Here is a 24,578-nt window from a genome sequence, read left to right as displayed (position 1 = left end):
TGGCGCTGTTTTTAAGCATCCGATCAGGGGAACAAATGCAGAAACCAAGAATATAGTAAGTTAACCTACTTATCATGCAGGATGGAAAGGAAAACACATGATTATTTATAAGTCAAAACGTGAAATTGAAAAAATGAACGAGGCAGGAACTCTTTTGGCAGAGTGCCACAAGGAGATCAAAAAAATCATTAAACCGGGGATTTCAACGCTCGAAATCGATGCGTTTGTGGAGCATTTTTTAAAGAAGAATGGAGCCACTCCCGAGCAAAAGGGCTATCAGGGATATCCGTTCGCGACATGTGCATCTGTAAATGATGTCATTTGCCACGGTTTTCCGAATAAGAAAAAGCTAAAATCGGGAGATATCGTAACGATTGATATGGTTGTAAACCTAAATGGATGGCTTGCAGACTCGGCATGGTCCTACACAGTGGGTGAGGTTTCGGAAAAAGCACAGCATCTGTTGGAAGTCACAGAGAGATCCTTATACCTCGGCATTGAGCAGGCAGTGATCGGAAACCGGATCGGCGATATTTCACATGCAATCCAGCAATATGCGGAAAGCGAGGGGTTATCGGTAGTGCGTGAATTTATCGGCCACGGTATTGGCCGTTCGATGCACGAAGACCCGCAAGTCCCTCATGCTGGCCCGAAAGGAACTGGTCCGTTGCTAAAAGAGGGTATGGTGCTGACGATTGAACCGATGTTAAACACCGGTAAACGCTATGTGAAAATTGATGATGACGGCTGGACAGCAAGGACGTTTGACGGTTCCCTGTCCACACAATATGAGCATACCCTGGCGATCACGAAGGATGGCCCGCTTATTTTGACAGCACAGTAAATGAGCTCTTGCAAAAAACGGGACTTCAGGACCGGTCTTTACTTAATACCCGCCATTTTAATTTTCAGATACCCGCGGAAATTCGTCATTTACGCGCCAAAACACTTGTTATGTAAACTAAAAACGGATATCAGACACAAAAAAAGAGCCATGCGCAAGGGTGCATGGCTCTTTTTTATTCTTATTGCTGATTTAGTTTCTTTTCGGCTGCATCAACGGTGTGCTTCAGCAGCATGGAGATGGTCACAGGGCCGACTCCGCCAGGAACAGGGGTGATGGCACCTGCGTTCTTTTCACATTCTTCATAATCCGCGTCACCAATGTTGCCAGGATTGTAGCCGGCATCCATGACAACGGCTCCTGGTTTGATCCAGTCACCTTTAATAAATTTTGGCTTTCCAACGGCAGCGACAACAATATCTGCCTGCTTAACGATTTCCGGCAGGTTTTGTGTGCGGGAATGGCAGGTTGTTACGGTAGCGTTGCGGTTCAGCAGAAGCATGGAAACCGGTTTTCCAAGGATAGGGCTTCTGCCGACGATAACCGCGTGTTTTCCTTCGATAGGGACATCATAGTAATCCAAGATTGCCATAATGGCCGCAGGGGTGCAGGACGGATAGCTTCCAAAGCCGAATGACGTTTGTCCGAATCCCCAGCTTGTTACACCATCCACGTCTTTTTCAATGTCAATGGCTTCAAAGGCTGCCCTCTCATCAATGTGTGAAGGTACCGGATGCTGCAGCAGAATTCCGTGTACCGCCTCATCCTCATTAAGTTCATGAATGGTTTTTAACAGGTCTTCTGTAGTGATTTCGGCAGGAAGGTGAATTCTTTTGGACAGGATGCCCAATTTTTCACACGCGTTGCCTTTCATTTTGACGTAAGTGGCCGAAGACGGATCATCGCCGACAAGAACTGTAGCCAGACAAGGGGTTACGCCCCGGCTTGTCAGCTCTTCCACTCTTCCTTTCAATTGTTCCTTGATATCGGTTGCGACACGGGTGCCATTGAGTAATAGCTTGTTTTCCACTCTGATTACCTCCTGAGAATAGAAAAGAGGCAAGGAATAGATACACGGATCCCTTACCCCTGCCCAGACGAACGGCTTTTTAGGTGATTCTTGCAGCTTCCTTGTGGTCAATTCCACACGCTCTCGTCAGTTGCTGCTTTTATTTATTCTGTTTAGATTATACCCTAAGCTTTCAAAAAGATTCAACCCTGCAAATCTTGATAAATATTATGTTGCATTCGCAGTTTCTTGGAGATTCTTATATAATAGGAACATTAATAAAGGGGGTGACATTCGTGTTCAAGGAAATGACGGAAAATCAGATTCTGCTTTTTGTGATTAAAAGCTTGAAAGAACTGAGGAAAAAAGAGTTTCAGGGATTAATGGATGAACTGCATCCATATGATATGGCGGAAGTCTATAAAACGCTGCCGGAGAAGCACCGGCATAAATTTCTCACCTTCCTGACCACCAGGCAGCTTGCCTCTCTTATTCAGGAGCTTGACAGCGATCTCCAAATAGAGATTTTGCACAAATTGGGCATTGAGCGATCATCTCATATCATGAACGAAATGGAAAATGACGATCTGGCTGACCTTCTGAGCAATTTTTCATTTGATGAAATTCAGGATTTTCTCGCATCCATGAGGGCGGATGAGTCCCGGACGGTTCAATCTCTCATGCAGTATCCCGCCGATAGCGCCGGCGGGATTATGACCAACCGCTTTGTTTGGATTCCGCAAATGTTTACTGTACGGGATGCGGTTGACAAATTGAAGACATTTGCTGGCTTTGCGGAGAACATTTATTATTTGTATGTCATTAACGAAGAAAAGCAGCTTGCAGGAGTTGTATCCTATCGGGACCTTCTCCTTGCGGATATCAATGACAAAATTGAAGAGGTGATGTTCACCCGTGTCATTTCGGTTCCAGCCGAAATGGATCAGGAGGAAGTGGCAAGGACCATCGAACGCTATGATTTTATCGCAGTCCCTGTTGTTGACGAAAATGATGTGCTCTTAGGGATCGTAACAGTGGATGACGTACTCGACGTTTTAATCGAAGAGGCAAACGAAGACATAGAAAAGCTCTCTGCTTCTGGTAAATCAATCGATTTTAATACAAGTGCCTTTGTTGCGTCCTACCGGCGGCTGCCATGGCTGATTCTGTTACTGTTTATTGGTATTATTTCAGGAAGCATCATTTCTGCCTTTGAGAGTACTCTTTCTAAAGTTGTTTCGCTCGCCTTTTTCATGCCAATGATTGCGGGGATGACAGGGAACACTGGCACACAGTCGCTGGCCGTCGTTGTTCGCGGACTGGTTTCGAATGATGTTGATAAAAAAGTGATGCTGCGTCTCATCCTGAGGGAACTTGGTGTGGGACTCATCATTGGCACCACCTGTGGTATTCTCATTGCACTTGTCGCCTATTTTTGGCAAGGGAATGCCATACTGGGCTTGGTGGTTGGAAGTTCATTGTTTTTGACCTTAATTATCGGAACGTTGTCAGGGACGTTGATCCCGCTCCTGTTGTTCCGTTTCAATGTGGATCCGGCAGTGGCTTCCGGTCCGCTCATCACCACGCTTAATGATATCTTTTCGTTGCTCGTGTATTTTGGTACCGCATCAATTTTTATTTCACACTTAATCTGAAAACAACAAGCAGCCGTCCAGTCTTTTATGCACTGGACGGCTGTTTGTGTTACCGGGTTTCTACAAGCCTGTATACAAAATCCCCTGATATTGGTAATCAAATATCTTTTTTTACTAGTGAAAAGGATTTTAAAAGGACGGTGTCGTATAGGAGTTGGGAAGGAGGCGAGACATGATGAATCATCTTTTACTGTACTGTCATCTGTCGAATCACAGCTTCAATCATGCCTTGCTCGAGGTATATTCGAAAGAACTGGAGAAAAAGGGCCATCCGGTCATTGTAAGGAATCTGTATGACCTGGCCTTTGATCCGGTTCTGACTGAATGGGAATACGAGAATTCGCTGGAGGGTCAGTATGAGGTGGATGTGCTCAACGAACAAAAGCATATCGCCTGGTGTGACTGCATTACATTGATCTATCCGGTTTGGTGGGGTGGCATGCCCGCGTTGCTGAAGGGTTATATAGACCGCGTATTCAGCTATGGCTTTGCATATGAGCTGGACGGGGAAGATCCCATTCCACGGCTAAAAGGCAAAACGGCGATTACGATTTGCACGACCGGAACCCCTTCTGAAATATACGAGGAGAACGGGATGCATGACGCCATGAACGTGGCGCGCAACCTTAGTATTTTTGAGTTCTGCGGCATACAGCCCATCCAGTCACTTTATTTTGGCAACGTGATATTGGCCGGTGATGAAAAAAGGCGGAGCATGCTTGAGGAAGTACGGTACCTTGCGCAAACGCAGTAATAAAGAGAAAAGATACATTTGAAAACGATGAAGGTGAAGAAGCAACATGATTGTTAAAGCAGACGATACTTTGAATGAACAGATTTTGGATTATCTCGATGAGGAAAAGGCAATGAATCTATTCATCATCGGTGATATTGAGAACTTTGGTTACGATACGGATTTTCAGGATATCTGGGTGGATCTTGGGAAGCAGGGAGAGATACGGGGGATTTTGCTACGGTACTTTGGAAACTATCTTCCAAGAGCGGGATCCATCTATAAACGAATCGGTTTTAAGGATATCGGCATGTGGAGCATGTATTCCTAATAACCATCACGTTCTTAAAAAAGGCAAAAACACTAGCGTATGTGTTTTTGCCTTTTTGTGTGCTACGACATGCGGTTTAAGTAGTCAATCATATTTTCCATCTCTTGATCTGAAAGGCCCGAAAATTTCTCTTTATAATAATCACGGCGGATCGCTGACAGCTTTTCAGCAACTGCCTGGCCTTTTTCTGTGATTTTTACATAAACGATTCTTCGGTCGGTCAAGGATCGTTCTCTGGTTATTAAATCTTTCTTTATTAAACGGTCGGTTACACCTGTAATATGACTTGATGAAACCTTCATTTCACCCGCTAGCTCAGAGGCTGTAAGATATTCTTTATCCTTTAATAGATTAAGGACGCCAAACTCGTTGGCAGGCACATCATCAGAGAAAAGGTCGTTAATGTCTTTTCTGAAGGTCCGAAAAACAGTCAGGAAGCTGTTCTCAAGTTCTGCGATCCTATTTGTGCGGTTATCATTCATAGCAATCACCTATTCTACATTTTAATAAGTATTAGTTATCGACACTCCTACTTACATAGTATACTTTGCACGCCAATTACTCAAACATTTATGGGGTTTGGACACAAAATCTCCTGATTTTTCGCTTTTTTTCTCTTTTTTTGTATGTTACCCTCGAAGTGGAAATGAACAGGGATGGGGTTGGACGATGAAAAACAGCACACTATGGTTTTTATTGCTTGGTTTAGGTTTCCTGGCAGGGGTTATTTACTGGACCGTGGTCTTTGCTACAAATTGAGAATAGACACATAGAGAACTGTGGGGACAAAAATTTGTATCCACAGCTCTTTTTTTGCCTCTTTTATGGATTTTATTTCTACTTATGGATAAAAAGTGAAAGAGGGATGATTATGGGAGCCAACTATAAAATAACCACTATGCTGCTTGATCAGAGATGGAATCAGCGACCGGGAGGAAACCGGATTCCAAGGTATGCAGTCGCTCATGATACAGGAAACGAAGGGTCCACCGCTAAGCAAAATTACAAGTACTTCAACAGCAGGAATTTGGAAGCTTCCGCTCATGTGTTCATTGATGACCAAGAAATTCTATTGATCATCCCTCTGAGTGAAAAAGCATGGCATGTCAGGAGTCAGGTTTCAGATGCCAATGACTGGGCATTAGGTGTAGAACTGTGCCATGGAGGCAACATCATTTGGAAAGAAGCCTATAAACGGTATGTTTGGTTTTTTGCATGGCTGTGCCGGCACTATGGATGGATTCCTGAACATTCGATTAAAGGCCATTTTCAGCTGGATCCTGCCAGGAGAACAGATCCAGTAAACGCCTTTAAGAAATATGGAGTAACATATCAGCACTTTCTTCAGGCAGTTGAAGCTGAGTTGACCACGATGGGCCCAGTAGATGATGAGAAAGAACAGGGAACGCTATACCGGGTGCAAATTGGAAGCTACAGACAACCGGAAAATGCAGTGGAAATGGTAAAGCTGGCGAAAAAAGCGGGTTTTGATGCCGTCATTATCAAAACAAAATGACAGATTTGATTTATTTTTCTGTAAATTGTTATTGATAAGGTTCTTTATACGGTGATATACTATTTGTATCTAATAAGGAAAGGAGGGGTTGGAATGCTGAATGGTGTACGTTGTATGGTTGATTGGCTGACAGTTGAAGTCCGTTCGATAACACATGAAATGACTGATCACGGGAGAAGTCTGTCCAATTTTCATACGCTAAGCGTACATCAGTAAGTTTTTCCATACCCATCCTTTTATTACGGACAAACCATGGGCAGGAGTACTTGCTCATGGTTTTTTTGTTTGCAAAAGGTTATGCAGCAGCTGTTCCAGCCAGTGTTTGACCCTTTGGGATGGGTAACCACCAAATTTAAGGAGTGTTACCTATGATGCTATGTTCTGCATACAGCCTGGCAAAAAGTTTTGGCGGCCATGCTGTTTTTAATAACTTATCATTGGAGATTCACGAAGGAGACCGTATCGGCCTGGTGGGCCGTAATGGAACCGGGAAGAGTACCTTGTTTAAACTGCTGACAGGGGCCGAGCAGCCGGATGGAGGAGAGATACATCTAAAAAAGGGAGCGACTGCAGGTTATCTGGAACAAATCCCGGTTCAATCCGATCAGGCTGCTGTATATGATGTGTTTATGCAGTCGTTTTCCGAACAGCGTGAGATACAGGAAAAAATCCATGCTTTAACTGAAAAAATGAAGAGTGATTGTGATGAAAAGCAACTGGGTAAGTGGCTCAACCAGCTTTACAGCTTGCAGGAAGCCTACGAGGCCATGGGTGGCTATTCCATTGAGTCCAAAATTAACGGCATTCTAAAAGGGCTCGGACTGGAAGAGATTCAAGACCAACCGTTTTCCTCCATCAGTGGAGGTGAAAAGACCAAAGTGGGACTCGGCTGCCTTCTCCTGCAGGAGCCTGACCTGCTTTTGCTTGATGAACCAACCAACCATTTGGATTTGCGGACAATGGAATGGCTTGAGGATTATTTATTAAAATACAAGGGGGCAGTGGTTTGCATTTCCCATGACCGTTATTTCTTGGATCGTACAGTGAACAAGGTCTATGATCTCGAGGATGGTCAACTGACTCTCTATCACGGCAACTATACCGCTTTTTCAGAGGAAAAAGAAAAGCGCCTCCTCGCCGAGTTTGCTCAGTATCAGGAGCAGCAGAAGCGAATAAAAAAAATGCAGGAAGCGATTAAACGGCTGCGTGAATGGGCCATTCGGGGCGACAATGGTGATCTCCACCGCCGGGCACGCAGTATGGAGCGCGCCGTCGAGCGAATGGACAAGATCAAACGCCCCATTCTGCAGCGCCGAAAAGCAGAGATGGCCTTTCAAATGAAAGACCGCAGCGGTAAGGATGCTCTGTCTTTGGTCGAAGTGGGAACGATCATTGGAGGAAGAGAGGTTTTAAAGCAGGTAGACCTTTTTATACGATTCGGGGAGAAAGTCGCTATCGTGGGCAATAATGGTACAGGAAAGTCCACGATGCTAAAAGCCATCATGGGGTGGCACAAGACAACAGGATCAATAGAAGTCGGAACCTCTGTTAAGTTCGGCTACCTCTCGCAAAGCGGGATAAGTCATCAGCCGGAAGATACGGTTCTCTCAGCCTTCCGTGATGCGGTAGCTGTTGATGAAGGAATGGCGAGGCATCTCCTGTCGAAGTTTTTATTTTACGGACAGGATGTGTTTAAAAAGGTAAAAGACCTCAGTGGGGGAGAAAACACCAGGCTCCGGTTCGCACAGCTGGTTCATCAGGATGTGAACTTTCTTCTCCTGGATGAACCGACCAACCATCTGGATATCGATTCAAGAGAAGCTCTGGAAGATGCGATTGAGGAATTTACCGGAACGGTAGTGGCCGTTTCTCATGATCGGTACTTTTTAAATAAGCTGTTTAACCGGATTGCGTGGCTGAATGAGGGCTATATCGATGAATATCTTGGATCGTATGATCAGGCGAGGCAGCAGCGTTAATCGGTTTTCCCTGTTTTGTTTCATTGGATGGCGGGGATAGTGTATGTGATAGATACAATCATACTGCAAGACATGAGGGGTTAGTTACTTATGGACAAAGAGTTAAAGGAACTTGGACGTTTCATCATACAGCATAAAGAGGAACTTGCGGCCATTGTCACTAAAAACAGAATCCAAAATGGCATCAACCCATCGGACGATGGACAAAAGCAGCTTTTGATCGATTGGAGGATCGAACTGTTTCAATATTTAGGTGAAGCATTGTTTTCAGACCTTGCCCAATCTGAAAAAAAGTTTTTGGACTGGGGTAAAAAAAGTGGAGAAGTTGCGGTGAAGATTCAATTGTCACTGGATACTGCTCTTGATACTACCCGCTATTACAGATCGACCATATTGGATTTCATCAGCACGGAAGTGGCAAAGCACGGATATACTGGCCAAACGGCGATGAAAGCTGTTCAAATCATTGATCCTCTACTGGACAAAGTGGTGTATTCCTTTAGCGTCGCCTACGTAGACTATAACAATCATTTGCTTGGCCTGGCCCGGGAAGCACTGGAAGAGCTTTCTGTTCCTGTGGTGCGCCTCACGGATTCAGTCGGTATCTTGCCTCTTGTCGGATCTATTGATACTCACCGTTCGAAGCTGATCATGGAAATCGTATTGAACGAATGCGTAGAAATGAAAATCGATCACCTGTTTATTGATCTTTCTGGTGTTCCGGTGATTGATACTATGGTTGCGCATAATCTGTTTCAGGTCATTACTTCACTGAAGCTCTTGGGTGTGGCCGTTACATTGACCGGTATGCGCCCTGAACTCGCACAGACGGTGGTTTCCTTAGGGATAAGTTTTGAAGGGTTTTCCATAGCGGGGAGCCTGCATCAGGCGCTCCAGCAAAAGAAGTTGCTTCAAAACGTATGATCACTATGGAAATATGCCTATCCTTATGAAGGATAGGCATATTTTTCTAGTTGCATAAAGAACGTTTGTTCGCATATACTGTAAATAAATAACGAACAAGGCGGTGGCTGTTATGAATTCATTGCTGGCGCGTTATGTTTCTGAACGAAATCCTTTTATGATTATTTATCAATCTGGCCGCGGTCAGTTTACTCAGCGTATGGTTTATCCCATTTCCTGTGACAAAGAAACATTAACCGCTTTTTGCTGTCTGCGCAGGCAAATACGAACGTTTAAAGTATCGAATATATTGTCTGTGGCAAAAAATACGGCTTAATACAGATGGTGGAGGAAGCGGAAGATGTTATATGGTGATGAAACGGACCGAGTATTGGTGGATAAGTATATTATGTACCCCATGCTCCTGACCATTTTTAATCGGGATTTAAAAGTGATCGCACAGTCCCCCTTTAAATTAAGGCAGCCCTATATTACCTTGGTAGAGAATGTAATGAATGCCATCAGTTTTGAGCTGAGGGACGTGAAAAAAGAGATGTTGCAGCGGAAGATCAAAGTAGCGGATGGGAGGCCGGTTGATGATATGACCGAATATCAGATTTTTATCAGAGGCTATCAGGAAGTTATGAGGTTTCCCAATGTACATCTCCGGAATAAGGCAGAATTGCTGATGAAACACTTTCTTTTTGGTACGCTGGTAGAGCGAAAATAGCAAATCAGGCTTGACGCCGGAGACTGAATGATCGGCAAGGTGGACCATGAAAACGTACATGAAGTTGGCAGAGGAATTAACGAAAAACACAAAAATAGTCAGCCGGGATCCGGGCGACCCTGTAGAAGTGCTCACTCATCCCGAACCATGGAAAGTGGTAGGATGCGGAAATTATGCTGCTGTTTTTCTTCATCCCGAATTTCCGGACCTCGTTGTTAAAATTTACGGCAGAAATCCTGAAGGGCTGCGGGAAGAGATCCTTGTGTACGAGACCCTTGGTGAACACCCTGCCTATTCCCAATGCTATGGCTATGGTGAACGCCATTTGATTCTCAAAAGGATCAAAGGAGTAACACTCTATGATTGTCTTCATAAAGGAATAAAAATTCCGCAAACGGTGATACGTGACGTGGATAACGCCCTGTCTTACGCACGGGGCCTTGGTCTTTTTCCCCGGGATGTGCATGGCAAGAACGTTATGCTGCTGGATGGGCGGGGCATCATTGTGGATGTTTCCGACTTTTGCAAACGAGAAAAATGCTCGAAATGGAACGATTTAAGAAAAGCTTACTATAGAGTGTATCTTCCTGTTTTTTATAACTATCCTGTTAAACTGCCTTACCCTGTTCTAAATGCAGTCAGGATCGGCTACAGGTGGTACAAAAAATGGAAACGAAGCAATTAATGCCTGCTCTATTACGCAAAACCGGAGCAGGCTTTTTAGGGTGTCCCTATCATTCTTTTACAGGCCGTTTTATGAGATAATAACTATAAGATTAACAGTTTGACAGAGGTGAGTTTATGAGTTTGCGGTTTATTCTGGGAAGGGCTGGAAGCGGAAAGACGGAACGCAGTCTGGGAGAGATCCGAGACTCTCTTTTTGAACAGCCACAAGGCCGGCCGATTATCTATTTGGTACCAGAACAGATGACGTTTCAGTCTGAATATGAATTGGCAAAAACACCTGGTCTCGATGGTATGATGCGTGCCCAGGTGTTCAGTTTTTCCCGTCTGGCATGGAAGATCCTTGGCGATGTCGGCGGGATGACGCGGCTTCATATTACAAGTGTCGGCATGAACATGATGCTCAGAAAGATTATCGAAAATAAAAAGCAGGAACTGAAAGTATTTAAGAAGGCTTCGGAACAGAATGGCTTTTATTCGCTGATGGAAACCATGATTACGGAATTCAAGCGGTACTGTGTGAACCCGGAGCAATTGGAATGGAATGCACAAACTCTTTTGAGTTTCTCGGGCACTGATGAAGGTAGTGTGCTCAGGGATAAACTTTCAGATCTGGCCCTTATATATGGAGAGATGGAAAAGGCGTTAATTTACAAGTACATGGATAATGAGGATTATTTGAGGCTGCTTGCTGAAAAAATCCCTCACTCGGAATACATTCAACAGGCGGATTTTTACATAGACGGCTTTCACCAATTTACACCTCAGGAACTGGAAGTGCTGAGCATGCTTCTAAAGCATGCCCGCCGTGTCACCGTGGCACTGACCCTTGATGCAGGGAAAAGTACTGAAAATCCGCATGAGCTGGATCTTTTTTATACCCCGAAAAAGACCTCCTCGGTTATCCGCAAGATTGCCAAAGAAGAAGGTGTGATGGAAGAGGAGCCGGTTGTCCTTGAGGAGTGTCCGAGGTTTAATGGCAGCCCCTCGCTCGCCCATCTTGAAAGCCAGTTTGAGCAGCGGCCTGCGCTGGAATTTGGTTTTTCCAATGATATATCCATTTCTTCAGCGGTCAACAGGCGTGCGGAGGTAGAGGGAACTGCACGGGAAATCCTTACCCTGGTACGTGACAAGGGATACAGATTTAAAGATATCGCTATTTCAATCCGAAACATGAATGAGTACCAGGATCTGATTGAAACAGTTTTTGAAGAGTATGAGATTCCTGTCTTTCTGGATCAAAAGAAACCGATGCTTCACCATCCGCTTATTGAACTGATCCGTTCTTCTCTTGAAACGGTTACGGCCAATTGGCGTTACGAATCCGTATTCCGTGCGGTTAAGACGGACTTGCTCTATCCGGAAAACAGCGAGTATACCTCCTCGGAGCTTAGGCATGAAATGGATGGGCTTGAAAATTATGTTCTGGCTTATGGCATACAGGGCACACGTTGGATGGATAAAAAGCCCTGGAAGGTGCAGCGTTTTCAGGCGCTTGAAGAACATCAATTCGTTCAGACCGACGAAGAGGTCCAAAAACAGGAAGTTTTGAATGAAGTTCGGCATATGATCGTGTCACCGTTGGACAAGCTATCCCGGGATCTGAAAAAGGCGGAAACGGTAAGGGATTATTGTGAAGTGCTGTTTGTTTACCTGGAACGTCTTCATATTCCGGCCAAGCTGGAGCGTCTCAGCCGCAAAGCCCAGGAAGAGGGAAGGCTTCGCATGGCGCGCGAACATGATCAGGTTTGGGATGCGGTCGTTGAGCTTTTGGATGAAATGGTTGAAATTACAGGAAGTGAAGCGATAAAGCTTGAACTGTGGATCAAAATGCTCGATACAGGCCTGGAAAGCCTGAAGTTCGCACTTGTTCCTCCGGCGATCGACCAAGTGTTGGCCGGTACCATGGACAGGTCCCGTTATTCGGGTGTGAAATGCCATTTTGTACTTGGTGTGAATGACGGTATACTACCCGCCAAACCAAAGGACGATGGCATCTTGTCAGAAGATGACCGCGATCTGCTCGAAAAGAACGGGGTGGCGCTTGCGCCAGGTGCGAGACGGCAGCTCCTTGATGAGCAGTTTCTGATCTATCTGTCGCTGTCGAACGCAACGGACAAGCTGTATATTTATTATCCGCTTGCTGACGAAGAAGGAAAAAATCTTCTTCCTTCCATGGTGATCAACAGGGTCAAATCTCTCTTTCCCGGAATTACGGAAACCTTTATCCAAAATGATCCGGAGTATGGCAATGATCTTTCCTACATCCATCATCCGCAAAAGGCAATTTCCCACTTGAACACCCAGCTGCGGGAGTGGAAGAAGGGGTACCCGATTTCAGCACTGTGGTGGGATGTATACAATTGGACGACAGGACAAGACCAATGGAAGTGGCTTGGACAAACGGTGCTAGGCAGTCTTTTCTATTACAACCAGGAGAAAAAACTGTCTTCTTCCGTCACGAAAGAATTATATGGCGATGCAATAACGGCGAGCGTATCACGAATGGAGCTTCAGAAGTCGTGTGCATTTTCGCACTTTCTTTCATATGGGCTGAAACTTCAGGAACGAAGGCTGTACCGGCTTGAAGCTCCCGATATCGGCCAGCTTTTTCATGCGGCATTAAAAAACATGGACGACTATTTGGGAACCCATCAAATGACCTGGCGTGATCTGTCCATGAAAGACTGCTACAGGCTTGCGGGAGAAGTGGTGGACAGCCTTGCATTAAAACTGCAAAGCCAGATTCTGCTATCAACCAACCGCCATCTGTATATCAAAAACAAACTGAGTGACATCGTGGGCAGAGCATCTCATATGCTGAGCGAGCATGCGCGGGTGAGCGGGTTTTCACCGGTGGGTCTTGAACTGGGATTTGGAAAACAGCAGCCGCTTCCGCCTCTTAAATATACACTTCCAAACGGAACTTCCATGGAGATAATCGGAAGGATCGACCGTGTGGATTCAGCGGAAGGATCCCAGGGGTTGATGCTTCGAATCATCGACTACAAATCAAGTTCAACCGGTTTGAACCTTTCCGAGGTGTATTACGGGATTGCCCTGCAGATGCTGACATACCTTGATGTTGTGATCAGCCATTCCGTGGAGTGGCTTGGAAAAGAAGCGCATCCCGCAGGAGTGCTGTATTTTCATATTCATAATCCGTTATTGTCACAAAAGAAATTGCTCACTCTTGAAGAGGTACAGCAGGAGCTTTTCAAACGGTTTAAGATGAAAGGCCTGGTACTGGCCGATACGGAAACGGTCCAGCTGATGGATACCGTCTTTGAAAAAAAATCGGACATTATTCCTGTTTCCTTGACGTCAAAAGGATTTCACCCGACGCATTCTTCGGTCGCGACCGAAGAAGATTTCACCACCATGACCCAATATGTCCGCAAGGTGATCAAAGAGGTGGGCACAGACATTACCGAAGGTGTCATCGATATTGCGCCATATCAAATGAAAAACAAAATGCCTTGCACATATTGTTCCTACAGATCTGTGTGCCAGTTTGATCAGTCACTGGAAGAAAATCAGTATCGTCTGTTAAAGCAGGAAAACGATGATGAGATCCTGGCCAAAATGCGTGAGGAAGGAGGAGAAGGCGAATGATTAAAATTGCGGAAAAACCAAAAGACAGCCTGTGGACGGATGATCAGTGGCAGGCCATTCAGGCGAGAGGGCAGGATATTCTTGTGGCCGCAGCCGCCGGTTCCGGTAAAACAGCGGTGCTGGTTGAACGGATTATCACCATGATCAAACAAGAAATTGCTGATGTAGACCGTCTGCTGATTGTAACGTTTACCAATGCTGCAGCAGCTGAAATGAGGAAAAGGATTGGGGATGCGATTGAAAAGGAGCTTTCCCTTCATCCTGCTTCGCTTCATCTGCGAAGACAGCTGGGACTGTTGAACAAAGCCTCGATTTCAACGCTGCATTCCTTTTGCATTGAAGTCCTGAGAAAGTATTACTACCAAATTGATCTTGATCCGGGATTTCGTATTGCCGATGACACAGAAGCAGAGCTGATCAGGCAGGAAGTCCTGGAAGATCTGTTTGAAGAGGAGTACAGCAAAGAAAATAACCAGGTGTTCTTTAATGTAGTGGATGCCTACAGTTCAGACCGTAACGATGCAGAGCTGCAGCGCCTCATCTTAAAACTGTATGATTTTTCGAGAAGCCATCCAGACCCGGACCTCTGGCTCAATCAAATGGCTGCTCAGTATGACGTGAAAGCAGAGAACATTGATGATCTGCCCTGGACAAAAGAGCTGCTTGAGGATGTGGCGATGCAGCTAAGAGGTTTGGGAAATGTTCTGGACCGTGCGTTAAAAGCAGCCCGTTCACCGGAAGGTCCTGCGCCATATGGCGAAACCCTCGAAAATGACCTCGCCTATTTAAAACGCCTGGAAGAAGCGGCGGGGCAATCCTGGCAGGACTTGTATGATGTATTCAGTGACGGCTCGTTCGCAACCATGAAGCAGGTTCGAGGAAAAGAAGTGGATCCCGTTATTAAAGAAAATGTCAAAAAAATGCGGGATCAGGTGAAGAAAAGGGTCAATGCCATAAAAGACGATCTATTCAGCAGGCCGCCGGAGTCCTATGTGATTCATCTGGAGGAAATGGCGCCTGTCGTCAAATGTCTTGTAGAGCTTGTACAGGAATTTGGCATCCGTTTTTTAAGAGAAAAGCAGGAAAAGGGGCTGCTGGACTTCAGTGATCTTGAACATTTTTGTCTGGAAATCCTGAAGCAGCCATCTTCAACGATCGAGAATCCTGTACCCACCCCGGCAGCGCAGGAATACCGGAATCGCTTTGTGGAAGTACTGGTGGATGAATATCAGGATACCAACCTGGTACAGGAAACGATTGTCCGGCTTGTGAGCAAAGGAAACACGGCTCAAGGCAATTTGTTCATGGTAGGCGATGTGAAACAGAGCATCTACAGGTTCCGCCTGGCGGAGCCTGGTCTCTTTCTTTCAAAATACAAGCAATTTGGCAAAATCCCGGGTGAAGGTGCGGGCTTGCGGATCGATCTGGCAAAAAACTTTCGAAGCCGAAACGAAGTGCTGGACGCCTCCAACTATATCTTCAAACAAATCATGAACGAATCCGTGGGCGAAATTGAATACAGCAGTGAAGCTGCCTTGTCTTTCGGTGCGGAGTATTATCCGGAAGCTGAGAGTGCAGAAGCAGAACTTCTCTTGATCAATAAAAGCTCTCCTGTAAGGGATGAAGATGGAGAGGCAACCGGCGAAAGCGAAAAATCAGACAGCGAAACCGTCATCCTGGAAGCGAGGGTGATGGCGGAAAAAATCAAACAACTCATCGGGACTGAAGGAGAATTGCCGTACCAGGTGCTCGATAAAAACACCGGTGGAATGCGGCCGGTAAAATATAAAGATATTGTCATCCTTCTTCGCGCCACAAGAACGTGGGCCCCTATTATCCTGGAGGAATTTAAACGGCAGGGAATTCCGGCCTATGCGGAGCTCTCGACCGGATATTTTGAAGCCATTGAGGTCAATATTATGCTGTCTTTGTTGAAGGTGATTGACAACCCGCTGCAGGACATTCCGATTGCCTCGGTACTGCGGTCGCCCATTGTCGGTTTGACAGGAGACGAGATGGCGTCTGTGCGACTTGCTGACCGCAAGGGAACTTATTTTGATGCCCTTACTGAGTATCTAAACAGCGGTGAAAGTGAAAATATCCGCAGTCGAGTGGCTCATTTTACGAAAAACCTGAGCCAATGGAGAGAAGCTGCGCGGCAGGGGTCTCTGGCCGATCTCATTTGGCGGATCTACAGGGAAACGGGATATTTTGACTTTGTCGGCGGCCTTCCGGGAGGCAAACAGCGCCAGGCCAACTTGCGGGCGTTGTACGATCGTGCCAGACAGTATGAAAAAACGTCGTTCCGCGGGCTTTTCCGCTTTCTTCGATTTATTGAGCGAATGCAGGACCGCGGAAGAGACCTCGGAGCTGCCCGTGCGCTTGGTGAACAGGAAGATGTTGTCCGGGTGATGACCATTCATAAAAGTAAAGGCCTGGAGTTCCCCGTTGTTTTTGCTGCAGGACTAAATAAGCAGTTTAATACGATGGATCTCAAGGAAACTGTTTTGCTGCATAAAGAACTTGGACTGGGAACCCGGTATATCAATCCAAGGTATAGAGTCGCCTATCCGACACTGCCCCAGCTTGCCATATTGCGCAGAAAAAAAATGGAGCTGCTCGCTGAAGAAATGAGGGTGCTCTATGTGGCTCTGACGCGGGCAAAAGAAAAACTGTATCTTCTCGGTACGCTTAATGACCTGGAAAAGTCCGTTGGACAATGGGCAGATGTACTGGAAAGCGGAGACTGGGTGCTGCCGGACTATGAGCGCTCGCAGGCGAAAACATACCTTGACTGGATTGGCCGTTCTGTCATTCGGCACAAGGATGGCGGAGAACTCAGGAAGCTGCTCCCGGCTGCTCAGACAGGAAGGGGAGAAGTATACACAGATCCCGCCAAATGGAAGGTCAAGACCTTTGATGCCGCTCATTATGAAGAAGAAAGTGAAGGAAGAAAAGCTCTTCAGGAAGAGATTCTTTCTACGATCCGGGAGTACGATCCGGTGGCGATCACTTCTAAAGAACAAGAGGAAGTGGACCGGCGTTTGAATTGGAAGTACGAGCATCAGGCCTCCACTGCCATCTTGTCAAAACAGTCCGTGACAGAACTGAAGCGTCAGTATCAATACATGGATGATGAATACAACGGCAGTAAATTAACAGGGGGATTTTCCTCCACCCAGGCGAGCCGTCCACGGTTCATGCAAGAAAAAACGCTGACGGCTGCCGAACGGGGAACCGCCATGCATGCGGTCATGCAGCACATCAATTTATCCCGTCCGGTAACTCCGGACCATGTGAACGAGCTATTGGAAGAGATGGTGGCAATGGAGCTGCTGACAAGGGAACAGGCAAATCATGTTGATGCCTCTGCAATTTCGGCCTTTTTTGAAACCGAGATCGGCAAAAAAGTAACACAAGCAACGGAGGTTATTCGCGAGATGCCGTTTAACATGGCTCTTCCTGTAGAGGAAGCGGCCTTGAGCTGGAATGAAACAACAAATGAAAGAATTCTTGTACAAGGGGTCATTGACTGTCTTGTTCCTGAAGAAGACGGCTTTCTTTTAATAGATTATAAAACCGATGCTATTACGAACCGTTTTTCAGGAGGGTTTGAAGGGGCAAAGCCCGTTTTGCTTGAAAGGTACAGAGTGCAGCTTGAACTGTATGGCAAAGCCATTGAACGTATTTTGAAAAAACCGGTCAAGGCAAGCTATTTGTATTTCTTTGATGGGGCACATTTATTAGAAGTTAAATAGAGTTTTTACGAGAAAAGGAGGAAGCGCAATGAGGCTGCTTCATACGGCTGACTGGCATCTGGGAAGAACGCTGGAAGGCCGCAGCAGGCTGGAAGAACAACAGCAGTTCCTTGATGAGCTGGTACAGATTGCAGAGGAGGAAAGGGTGGATGCCATCATCATGGCAGGCGATGTATTTGATACGGTCAATCCGCCGGCGGCGGCGGAGCAAATGTTTTATGACGGCATGGCCAGGCTGAGTGACCGCGGCAGACGCCCTGTGATTGCCATTGCTGGAAACCACGATCATCCCGACCGGCTGGCGGCTTCTTCCCCGTTGTCGGGGAATCTGGGAATTACACTGGTGGGCCTTCCAACAACACAGCTTTATTCATATGGAATTGAACGGACACAGGAAAAGCTCAATATCTGTGCGCTTCCCTATCCGTCCGAATCTCGTTTGAAGGAAGTTCTGTCAGATACAGGAGAGGAGCTGCATTTAAGAAATCAATATGACAACTGGGTCGGACAGTATTTTAATAGGATGACAGAATGGTTTGACCCCCAGGCTGTGAATATTGCGATGAGTCATTTGTATGTTGCAGGCAGCAACGAAAGTGACTCGGAGCGGCCTGTACATATTGGCGGAGCCTACACCGTTGCTGCAGAAACGCTTCCCCAAAAGGCGCAGTATGTTGCGCTCGGTCATCTTCACCGGCCTCAAAACGTCAAACGGGCCAAAACAGCCGCCCGCTATTCGGGATCGCCGTTAAGTTACAGTTTCTCTGAAGCGGGACATACAAAGTCTGTAACCATAGTGGATCTGGCACCTGGCAAGGAAGCGTCCATCAGGGAAATACCGCTCACATGCGGACACCCTTTGATGGTTTATCATGCGAACGGTGTGGCAGACGTCCATCAATGGCTGGATGAAGTCTGTCCGAGCAAGGCATGGGTAGATCTGTCGATTACTGTAAAGGACAGTATTGCAATGGAGGACATTCAAGCCATCCGGAAAGCGCATAAAGGAATTATTCATATTAAACCTGCATTTGAAGGAACAAGGGAGCCGGAGACGTCTGTACAAAAGAATCTGCCAATCGATGAGCTGTTCAAAACGTTTTACGAACGGCAAACCGGAGGCGGTGTGCCTGACGAGAACGTCCTGTCCTTGTTTCTAGAACTGATCTCGGATGAGGATGAGGAAAGGAGTGCAGCAGAATGAGACCGGTAGGATTGCAGGTTGCAGGACTTCAAAGTTTTCGGGAAAAACAGACGATAGAGTTTGATCAGCTGTGCGGCGGTGGGGTCTTTGGGATTTTCGGTCCGACCGGAAGTGGCAAGTCGAGCATACTTGATGCCATCACACTCGCGCTCTACGGCAAAGTCGAGCGGGCCGCAGGCGGAACTCAAGGGATTTTGAACCACGCAGAAAATGAGCTGTCGGTGTCCTTTGCCTTCGAACTGGGTGCCGGAGAAAACTTATCACGGTACAGGATTGAGCGGAATTATAAGCGAAGCGGAGATCATACGATCCGGACAAGCACCTGCCGGCTCCTTTTTTTGGAAAATGGGGAGTGGACGGTGCAGGCAGATAAGGAACGGGATGTTACACAGCAGGTTCAGGAGCTCCTGGGATTGACGATTGAGGATTTTACCCGGGCAGTTGTCCTTCCTCAAGGCAAGTTTGCTGAATTTTTATCTCTGAAGGGTGCAGAGCGGAGACAGATGCTTCAGCGGCTTTTTCAGCTCGAAAAGTACGGAGACCAATTAAATCAAAAGCTGAAAAAACGGGTGGAAAAGTCCAGGACGGAAATGGAACATCTGGCCGCTGAACAGGCGGGTCTTGGCGACGCATCCAAGGAAGCGCTGCAAGAAGCTGAGAAGCTCTGGAAAGAGGCAAAGGAAGAAGTAGAACACAAAAGAAGCCATGCTGAGGAAGAAGAACGAAGATATGAAAAGAACAAGCAAGTATGGCAGGCTCAAGAGCACTTAAAAGAGGTTGAAGATGAGGAAAAAAATCTTCAGCAAAATGCAAGCCTAATCCAGGGTCTTGAACAAAAGCTGGAGAGGGCAAGGCTTGCCGACTTGTTGAACCCATATGGTGATGAAGCTGAAAAAGCTCAAAAGGAAGCGGAAGACTGCAATAAAAAAGAGCAGGATTTAAGACAGGCAACAGCAGAGGCTAAAAGCATTGCGGATAAAGTTCAGAAAACGTATGAAGCTGCAAAAAAAGAAAAAGATGATCAAGAGCCTTCACTGATTTCCAGGCGGGAGCAGCTGCTTTCTGCCATGGAAATGGAAAAGGAAGCGGAAAAGAAAGAACAAGCGGCAGGGGAGAAGGAACAACAGCTCAACGACCAGCTGCAGAAGCTGGAAGCGGTAGCGTCCAAACAAAAGGCTGCCGAGGGTCTGCTGCATCGAGCGGTCGATAGACAGAACGAACTGCAGAGACAATTAAAGGAAACGATCATTTCTTCAACAGAACGGGACAAAATCAACCGGGCACAAGAAGCGGCATTGAACTTGGAGTATGAAGCAAAGCAGGTATCAGAAGCGCAGAAAGCGGTGGATCAAGCCGGATTGCTGCATCAAAGCTCCATTGACGAGTTTCACAGGTTCAAAGGCAGGAAAGAGCAGCTTGAAACAAAAATTCACCAGTCCAGCTCGAAGGTTCTTGCTGTTTTTCATGAGGTGTCGGAGGTTCAATACGTCCAGGAACAAATGTCTTACCATGCTGCTCAATATGAAGAACAGTTGGCAGAACGAAGAGAAAAGGATCAGGTAAGGGAGCTTGCATCCCGTCTGTCTCAGCAGCTAGCCGCCGGGCAGCCATGCGCGGTGTGCGGTTCAACCGATCATCCAGATCCCATCCTGCACTATGAACCCGATCAGGAGCCAGAACAACAGATCCGTAAGGTGAGGGAAATCCAAAACCAGGCGGGCTCATTAGAAAAAGAAATCTATATGATGAAAAGCACGCTGGAACGATTGTCAGAGAGCCTTCAGCAATACATGGAAGAGCCGGAAGCCGCTGCAAGCAGCCTTCCTTCTCATTCTCCATCCGTACCTCCGCAATCACTCTCACAACTGGAAGAGTGGCTGACCCAAACGTTAACTCAAGTGAAAGGATTACGTCAGGATGTGCTTGAGGCCGATGAAGCGGTAAAAAAAGTTGGAGCAGAATATAGAGAGCTTTCTTCCCTTGAAGCCACGGTGAAAGCCCAGATGTCTTCTGCTCAAAAAGAAGACCAGGAACGCCGGCAAAAACTGGAAAAAACAGAGAAAGCCTTGGAAGCACTGCAAAACAAGTGGCAAAAAGAATTTCCCGATTTTCCCGTTAATCAGGTAGAAAAAGAAAAAGAGCGCATTCGTACACTGGATGCCCAACGCGAAAAGATTGAGGAAGGATTGGTTAAATCCGTTCCCTTTATTGAAGAAAAAGAAAAAATCATCGAAACGTGCAGACAGCATGTTGCAGAGATTGAAAAAGATATCGCTAAGCTGGAATCAGGGCTTGCGAGTTTACGCGAAGACAGCCGTGGTTTACGAGCAAAAGTGAACCGGATCGCAGGAGATCAAACATGTAAGGCAAGGCTTGCTGACACAGAGAACAGCATCAAACGTTTGACAGAACAGGTGAATCAGCTGGAAACCAGCCGTCAGAAGGCGATCGATGCTTACCATGCTCTGGACAAAGAATGGCGTTCGGCGCAGGATGCAAAAGAAAGAAGCGGTCAACGGAAAACAGAAGCTTTGGCGATTTGGGAGGAAAAAAGAAGTTCTTCTCCGTTCACAGATATGCCAGACTTAAGGAGAAGTCTGGCAAATCGTTTGAAACAGCAAGAATGGCAGACAGAAATCGAAAGGCACTTTGACAGTTTCAAGCGAAATGCTTCCGAAAAAGAAAAACTGCTGAGACAGCTGAACGGGCAAACCTTAACAGAGCAACAATGGAACGGACTGACATCATCTCTAAAGGCTATGAAAGAAGACTTGCAGAATGCTGTCCAAAAATTGGGTGAAACGGGACAATACTACAAGACACTTGAAACCAAGCATGAGCGTTATCAAGTGCTGGAAAAGGAAAGAAAGAAAACAGAAGACCAACTGAAAACGCTTGGAAAGCTTCAAGCGGTGTTCAGGGGCAATAGCTTTGTCGAGTTCGTGGCAGAGGAGCAATTGATTCAGGTGTCAAGAGATGCTTCCAATCGTCTTGGACAGCTGACCAGGGGCAGATATGCAATCGAGGTTGATTCATCCAATGGCTTCGTCATCAGGGACGATGCCAATGGAGGGGTGAAACGGCCGGTATCTACACTATCCGGCGGTGAAACATTCCTGACCTCCCTGGCACTGGCTCTTTCGCTTTCCACCCAGATTCAACTGAGAGGTAAATACCCGCTGGAGTTTTTCTTTTTGGATGAAGGCTTTGGAACACTGGATCAGGAACTGCTTGATACGGTCGTTACCGCGCTGGAGAAACTTCATATGAATGCCTTGTCGGTCGGCATTATTTCACATGTTCCGGAATTAAAAGCAAGACTGACGAAAAAGCTGATTGTCACTCCGGCCAACGGCGAAGGCAACGGCAGCAGAGTCGCTATAGAACAAACATAGAAAAAACGCACTTGGTCGTAATCCAAGTGCGTTTTTAATTGATGCTTCCGTGATCGACGATGTTGACGGTCACTTTGTCGACCATTTTTTCCTCGAATTCATGATGATGCACTCCTAGTTGAAATATGGTTTATTGCTAGTTTGTGGTGATTGTTTAAAATCATTCAAACAGTGACCGTTTGTAACAATAAAATTACGTTATTTGGCAAATCAGGACAAAATATTGGATTAAATTGTGCTATGATGGAGAAAAAAGAAGAAGTAGAGGGGGACCATGCGTTGCCGGGTGAAGTGCATCTTATAAAAAGTCTGGTTAGGCCAAGGGAGCAATTTGGGTATTTCCGCCGTTTCAACCAAACGGAAGGTTTTTTTCTGCGTTTTTTAATGATTTGTATTGTGAGTGCTCTCATTACCGCAATAAGTTACTTTCTTTCCTCAGATCATCTTCTCGACATGCCTATCGTCAAGGACGTTCATCTGACGGAAAACAAGCTTGAGGCAAGCAAATACCTGCTTTTTATAGCCGGATTGATTATCGGTTTGGTAAAGCCAGTAATTGCGGTTGCTTTTATGGCAATTGTGTTTCTTCCCTTTTTCAGGGATGTGGGCTTTAAAAAGCTCTTTATCCTTCAATCTGTCGTGTATTGTGTATTTATGATCTCTGCTGTTTTCAAGCTTCCTTTTCAAGGATTTCTGAATACGGATGAAGTATGGAGCCCGTTCAGCCTGGGTGTGGCAGCGAACTATTTCTCCAATAATGCCTTTTTAATCTCGGTGCTTGCTTTTTTGTCGGTGTTTACAGTTTGGGCCTTTTATCTGACGTATTCGGGACTGAAACAGGCAAGCTATAAGTCCAAAACTTATATTTTTGCTGCTGTATCGCTTTTATACATAGGGTTTATGCTGTTGTCCTCAATAACCCATGCACTGCAGTATGGCCAGCTGACATTATAATGGAGGCAATCAACATGAGAAAAAGAATTCTGATGACAGGTCTTGCTGTATTTTCATTATTGTTGCTTGCATTCAATATCTGGATTTTTTCCAAGGACGAGGGTGCCTTTGCCCGTGCGCAGAATGTTCACCTTGCTCCTGCGAGAGTAATGGATATTAAACGAGCCATTGTAGCCGAGGGAGCCGTTGTACCTTCGGAAAATGAAAAATTTTACGTGCAAGAAAAACTTGGCTATGTAAAAGAAATTGCGGTGAAAGAGGGAGACGAGGTAACACCGGGCACTGTGCTGTTTGTGTATGGAAATGCCGGGCTTGACGATAAAATCGCGGACTTGCAGCAAAAAAAAGAGGAATATACCGTTAAAGAAAAACACTATCAGGAAATGCAAACCGAGCTACAAAGCCAGGCAGATGCATTGCCGGTTGATGAACACGATTCGGTGAAAAAGAAAGCAGATTTGGAAAAAGAACAATCAGAAGCGGCAATGAAAAGCGAGCTGGCAACAACTCGTGCCGCAGCTGTCGATACCCAGCTGATCCAGCTGAATGAAGAAAAGGAAAATCTCTCCATCAAGAGTAATACAACCGGAGTAGTCAAGTCGGTTAACCAGGGGTCATCCGATACAGGCTTACCGGTCGTAGAGGTGGTTTCAACCGATGATGTTCAAATAAATGGAGAGCTGGATGAAAAAGATTCTATGCTTGTCCAATCTGGTGAGAAAGCCACGATTGTTTCCCCTGCATTACCAGGAAAGAAATGGGAGGGGACGCTTGCAGAATTTCGCGAGGCAACAAAAGTAAAAGGAAAAGCCATCTTCCCTTTTACCGTCAAATTCGACCAGGAGCATCCATTTAAAACAGGACAGGCCGTAAAGATTGAGCTGAAGCCAGTGATCAAGGAAGATGCTGTTGTTATTCCGGAAACTGCCCTGATGAAGGAAAAACAAAAAACCTCCGTCTATATGGTGGAAAAGGGCTATTTGAAAAAAGTTCCTGTAAAAACCGGCTTGGAATATGGCTCATGGATCGAAATCACATCAGGCATCAAATATAACAACAGCGTTGTTTCCAACCCGACACCTTATCTGACCGAAAATACCGAAGTATTTACCTCCGAAACGAAGAGAGACGATACCAAAAGAAAAGAACTCGTAAAAGACACAAAAAAGGCTGCCAAACAATAGGGGCAGCCTTTTCTTACGATTAGTCAATAGTTTTTTAGGGAGTCATTAAGCCTTCGGTATTGTCACTTTATTTAAGGCATTCTA

Annotated in this window: 19 protein-coding genes and 1 riboswitch; of the genes, 17 read left to right on the top strand and 2 right to left on the bottom strand. The window is 46.0% G+C overall.

The annotated features are described in order from the left end of the window. The first annotated feature begins 97 nt into the window (after positions 1–97). Positions 98–844, top strand: a complete 747-nt coding sequence (map, locus tag DMO16_RS07595; RefSeq protein ID WP_061968828.1) for a type I methionyl aminopeptidase — start codon at positions 98–100, stop codon at positions 842–844. A 181-nt stretch (positions 845–1,025) separates the two neighbouring features. Here the strand turns inward: map and DMO16_RS07590 are convergent, their stop codons facing one another. After that, positions 1,026–1,874: a bifunctional 5,10-methylenetetrahydrofolate dehydrogenase/5,10-methenyltetrahydrofolate cyclohydrolase gene (locus DMO16_RS07590; protein ID WP_129476451.1), complete on the bottom strand. Its 849-nt coding sequence runs from the start codon at positions 1,872–1,874 to the stop codon at positions 1,026–1,028. 54 nt (positions 1,875–1,928) lie between these two features. After that, positions 1,929–2,018: riboswitch (ZMP/ZTP riboswitch) on the bottom strand. A 143-nt stretch (positions 2,019–2,161) separates the two neighbouring features. Here DMO16_RS07590 and mgtE point away from each other — a divergent pair. The 3 genes from mgtE to DMO16_RS07575 all read left to right on the top strand — a co-directional run bounded on the left by mgtE (position 2,162) and on the right by DMO16_RS07575 (position 4,572). Beyond that, positions 2,162–3,508, top strand: a complete 1,347-nt coding sequence (gene mgtE, locus DMO16_RS07585) for a magnesium transporter (protein ID WP_129480330.1) — start codon at positions 2,162–2,164, stop codon at positions 3,506–3,508. Between the two features lie 175 nt (positions 3,509–3,683). After that, positions 3,684–4,262, top strand: a complete 579-nt coding sequence (locus DMO16_RS07580; RefSeq protein ID WP_206738072.1) for an NAD(P)H-dependent oxidoreductase — start codon at positions 3,684–3,686, stop codon at positions 4,260–4,262. A gap of 46 nt (positions 4,263–4,308) precedes the next feature. Further along, on the top strand, positions 4,309–4,572 hold the full coding sequence (locus DMO16_RS07575; RefSeq protein WP_061968836.1) for a hypothetical protein: 264 nt from the start codon (positions 4,309–4,311) through the stop codon (positions 4,570–4,572). A gap of 62 nt (positions 4,573–4,634) precedes the next feature. Here DMO16_RS07575 and DMO16_RS07570 read toward each other — a convergent pair whose 3' ends face one another. Next, positions 4,635–5,054, bottom strand: coding sequence for a MarR family winged helix-turn-helix transcriptional regulator (locus DMO16_RS07570; protein WP_061968838.1), 420 nt, complete (start codon positions 5,052–5,054; stop codon positions 4,635–4,637). A gap of 389 nt (positions 5,055–5,443) precedes the next feature. On the opposite strand from DMO16_RS07570, the gene DMO16_RS07565 reads away from it, so the two are divergent. The 13 genes from DMO16_RS07565 to DMO16_RS07510 all read left to right on the top strand — a co-directional run bounded on the left by DMO16_RS07565 (position 5,444) and on the right by DMO16_RS07510 (position 24,494). Further along, on the top strand, positions 5,444–6,088 hold the full coding sequence (locus DMO16_RS07565) for an N-acetylmuramoyl-L-alanine amidase (protein WP_129476445.1): 645 nt from the start codon (positions 5,444–5,446) through the stop codon (positions 6,086–6,088). A 93-nt stretch (positions 6,089–6,181) separates the two neighbouring features. After that, a complete protein-coding gene (locus DMO16_RS25145; RefSeq protein ID WP_276203840.1) occupies positions 6,182–6,304 on the top strand; it encodes a hypothetical protein in 123 nt (40 codons plus the stop codon). Between the two features lie 152 nt (positions 6,305–6,456). Beyond that, positions 6,457–8,067, top strand: a complete 1,611-nt coding sequence (abc-f, locus tag DMO16_RS07560; RefSeq protein WP_241840486.1) for a ribosomal protection-like ABC-F family protein — start codon at positions 6,457–6,459, stop codon at positions 8,065–8,067. A gap of 90 nt (positions 8,068–8,157) precedes the next feature. Then, positions 8,158–8,991, top strand: a complete 834-nt coding sequence (locus DMO16_RS07555) for an STAS domain-containing protein (RefSeq protein ID WP_129476442.1) — start codon at positions 8,158–8,160, stop codon at positions 8,989–8,991. Between the two features lie 112 nt (positions 8,992–9,103). Further along, entirely contained in the window at positions 9,104–9,307 is a 204-nt protein-coding gene (locus DMO16_RS07550; protein ID WP_074440460.1) for a hypothetical protein, read from the top strand. Positions 9,308–9,331: 24 nt separating this feature from the next. After that, complete coding sequence (locus DMO16_RS07545) at positions 9,332–9,700, top strand: hypothetical protein (protein WP_061968846.1); 369 nt, start codon at positions 9,332–9,334, stop codon at positions 9,698–9,700. 46 nt (positions 9,701–9,746) lie between these two features. Then, on the top strand, positions 9,747–10,385 hold the full coding sequence (locus DMO16_RS07540; RefSeq protein WP_129476439.1) for a serine/threonine protein kinase: 639 nt from the start codon (positions 9,747–9,749) through the stop codon (positions 10,383–10,385). 116 nt (positions 10,386–10,501) lie between these two features. After that, the gene (gene addB, locus DMO16_RS07535) at positions 10,502–13,999 is read left to right on the top strand and encodes a helicase-exonuclease AddAB subunit AddB (protein WP_129476436.1); all 3,498 of its coding nucleotides are present in this window, start codon (positions 10,502–10,504) and stop codon (positions 13,997–13,999) included. Beyond that, positions 13,996–17,757 (top strand): helicase-exonuclease AddAB subunit AddA, encoded by a 3,762-nt coding sequence (addA, locus tag DMO16_RS07530; RefSeq protein WP_129476433.1) that lies wholly within the window; start codon positions 13,996–13,998, stop codon positions 17,755–17,757. The genes addB and addA overlap by 4 nt, the downstream gene beginning before the upstream one ends. 28 nt (positions 17,758–17,785) lie before the next feature. Continuing rightward, on the top strand, positions 17,786–18,961 hold the full coding sequence (locus tag DMO16_RS07525; protein WP_129476431.1) for a metallophosphoesterase family protein: 1,176 nt from the start codon (positions 17,786–17,788) through the stop codon (positions 18,959–18,961). After that, positions 18,958–22,356, top strand: coding sequence for an AAA family ATPase (locus DMO16_RS07520; RefSeq protein ID WP_129476428.1), 3,399 nt, complete (start codon positions 18,958–18,960; stop codon positions 22,354–22,356). The genes DMO16_RS07525 and DMO16_RS07520 overlap by 4 nt, the downstream gene beginning before the upstream one ends. 240 nt (positions 22,357–22,596) lie before the next feature. Next, the gene (locus tag DMO16_RS07515) at positions 22,597–23,310 is read left to right on the top strand and encodes a YIP1 family protein (protein ID WP_129476425.1); all 714 of its coding nucleotides are present in this window, start codon (positions 22,597–22,599) and stop codon (positions 23,308–23,310) included. 14 nt (positions 23,311–23,324) lie between these two features. Next, positions 23,325–24,494: an efflux RND transporter periplasmic adaptor subunit gene (locus DMO16_RS07510; RefSeq protein ID WP_164988878.1), complete on the top strand. Its 1,170-nt coding sequence runs from the start codon at positions 23,325–23,327 to the stop codon at positions 24,492–24,494. Positions 24,495–24,578: the final 84 nt, after the last annotated feature.

This window comes from Fictibacillus sp. S7 (assembly GCF_004127935.1).
GTDB lineage: Bacteria > Bacillota > Bacilli > Bacillales > Fictibacillaceae > Fictibacillus_C > Fictibacillus_C enclensis.
The sequence above is the reverse complement of the archived record's forward strand: the minus strand, read 5'-3'. Positions and strand labels throughout refer to the sequence as shown.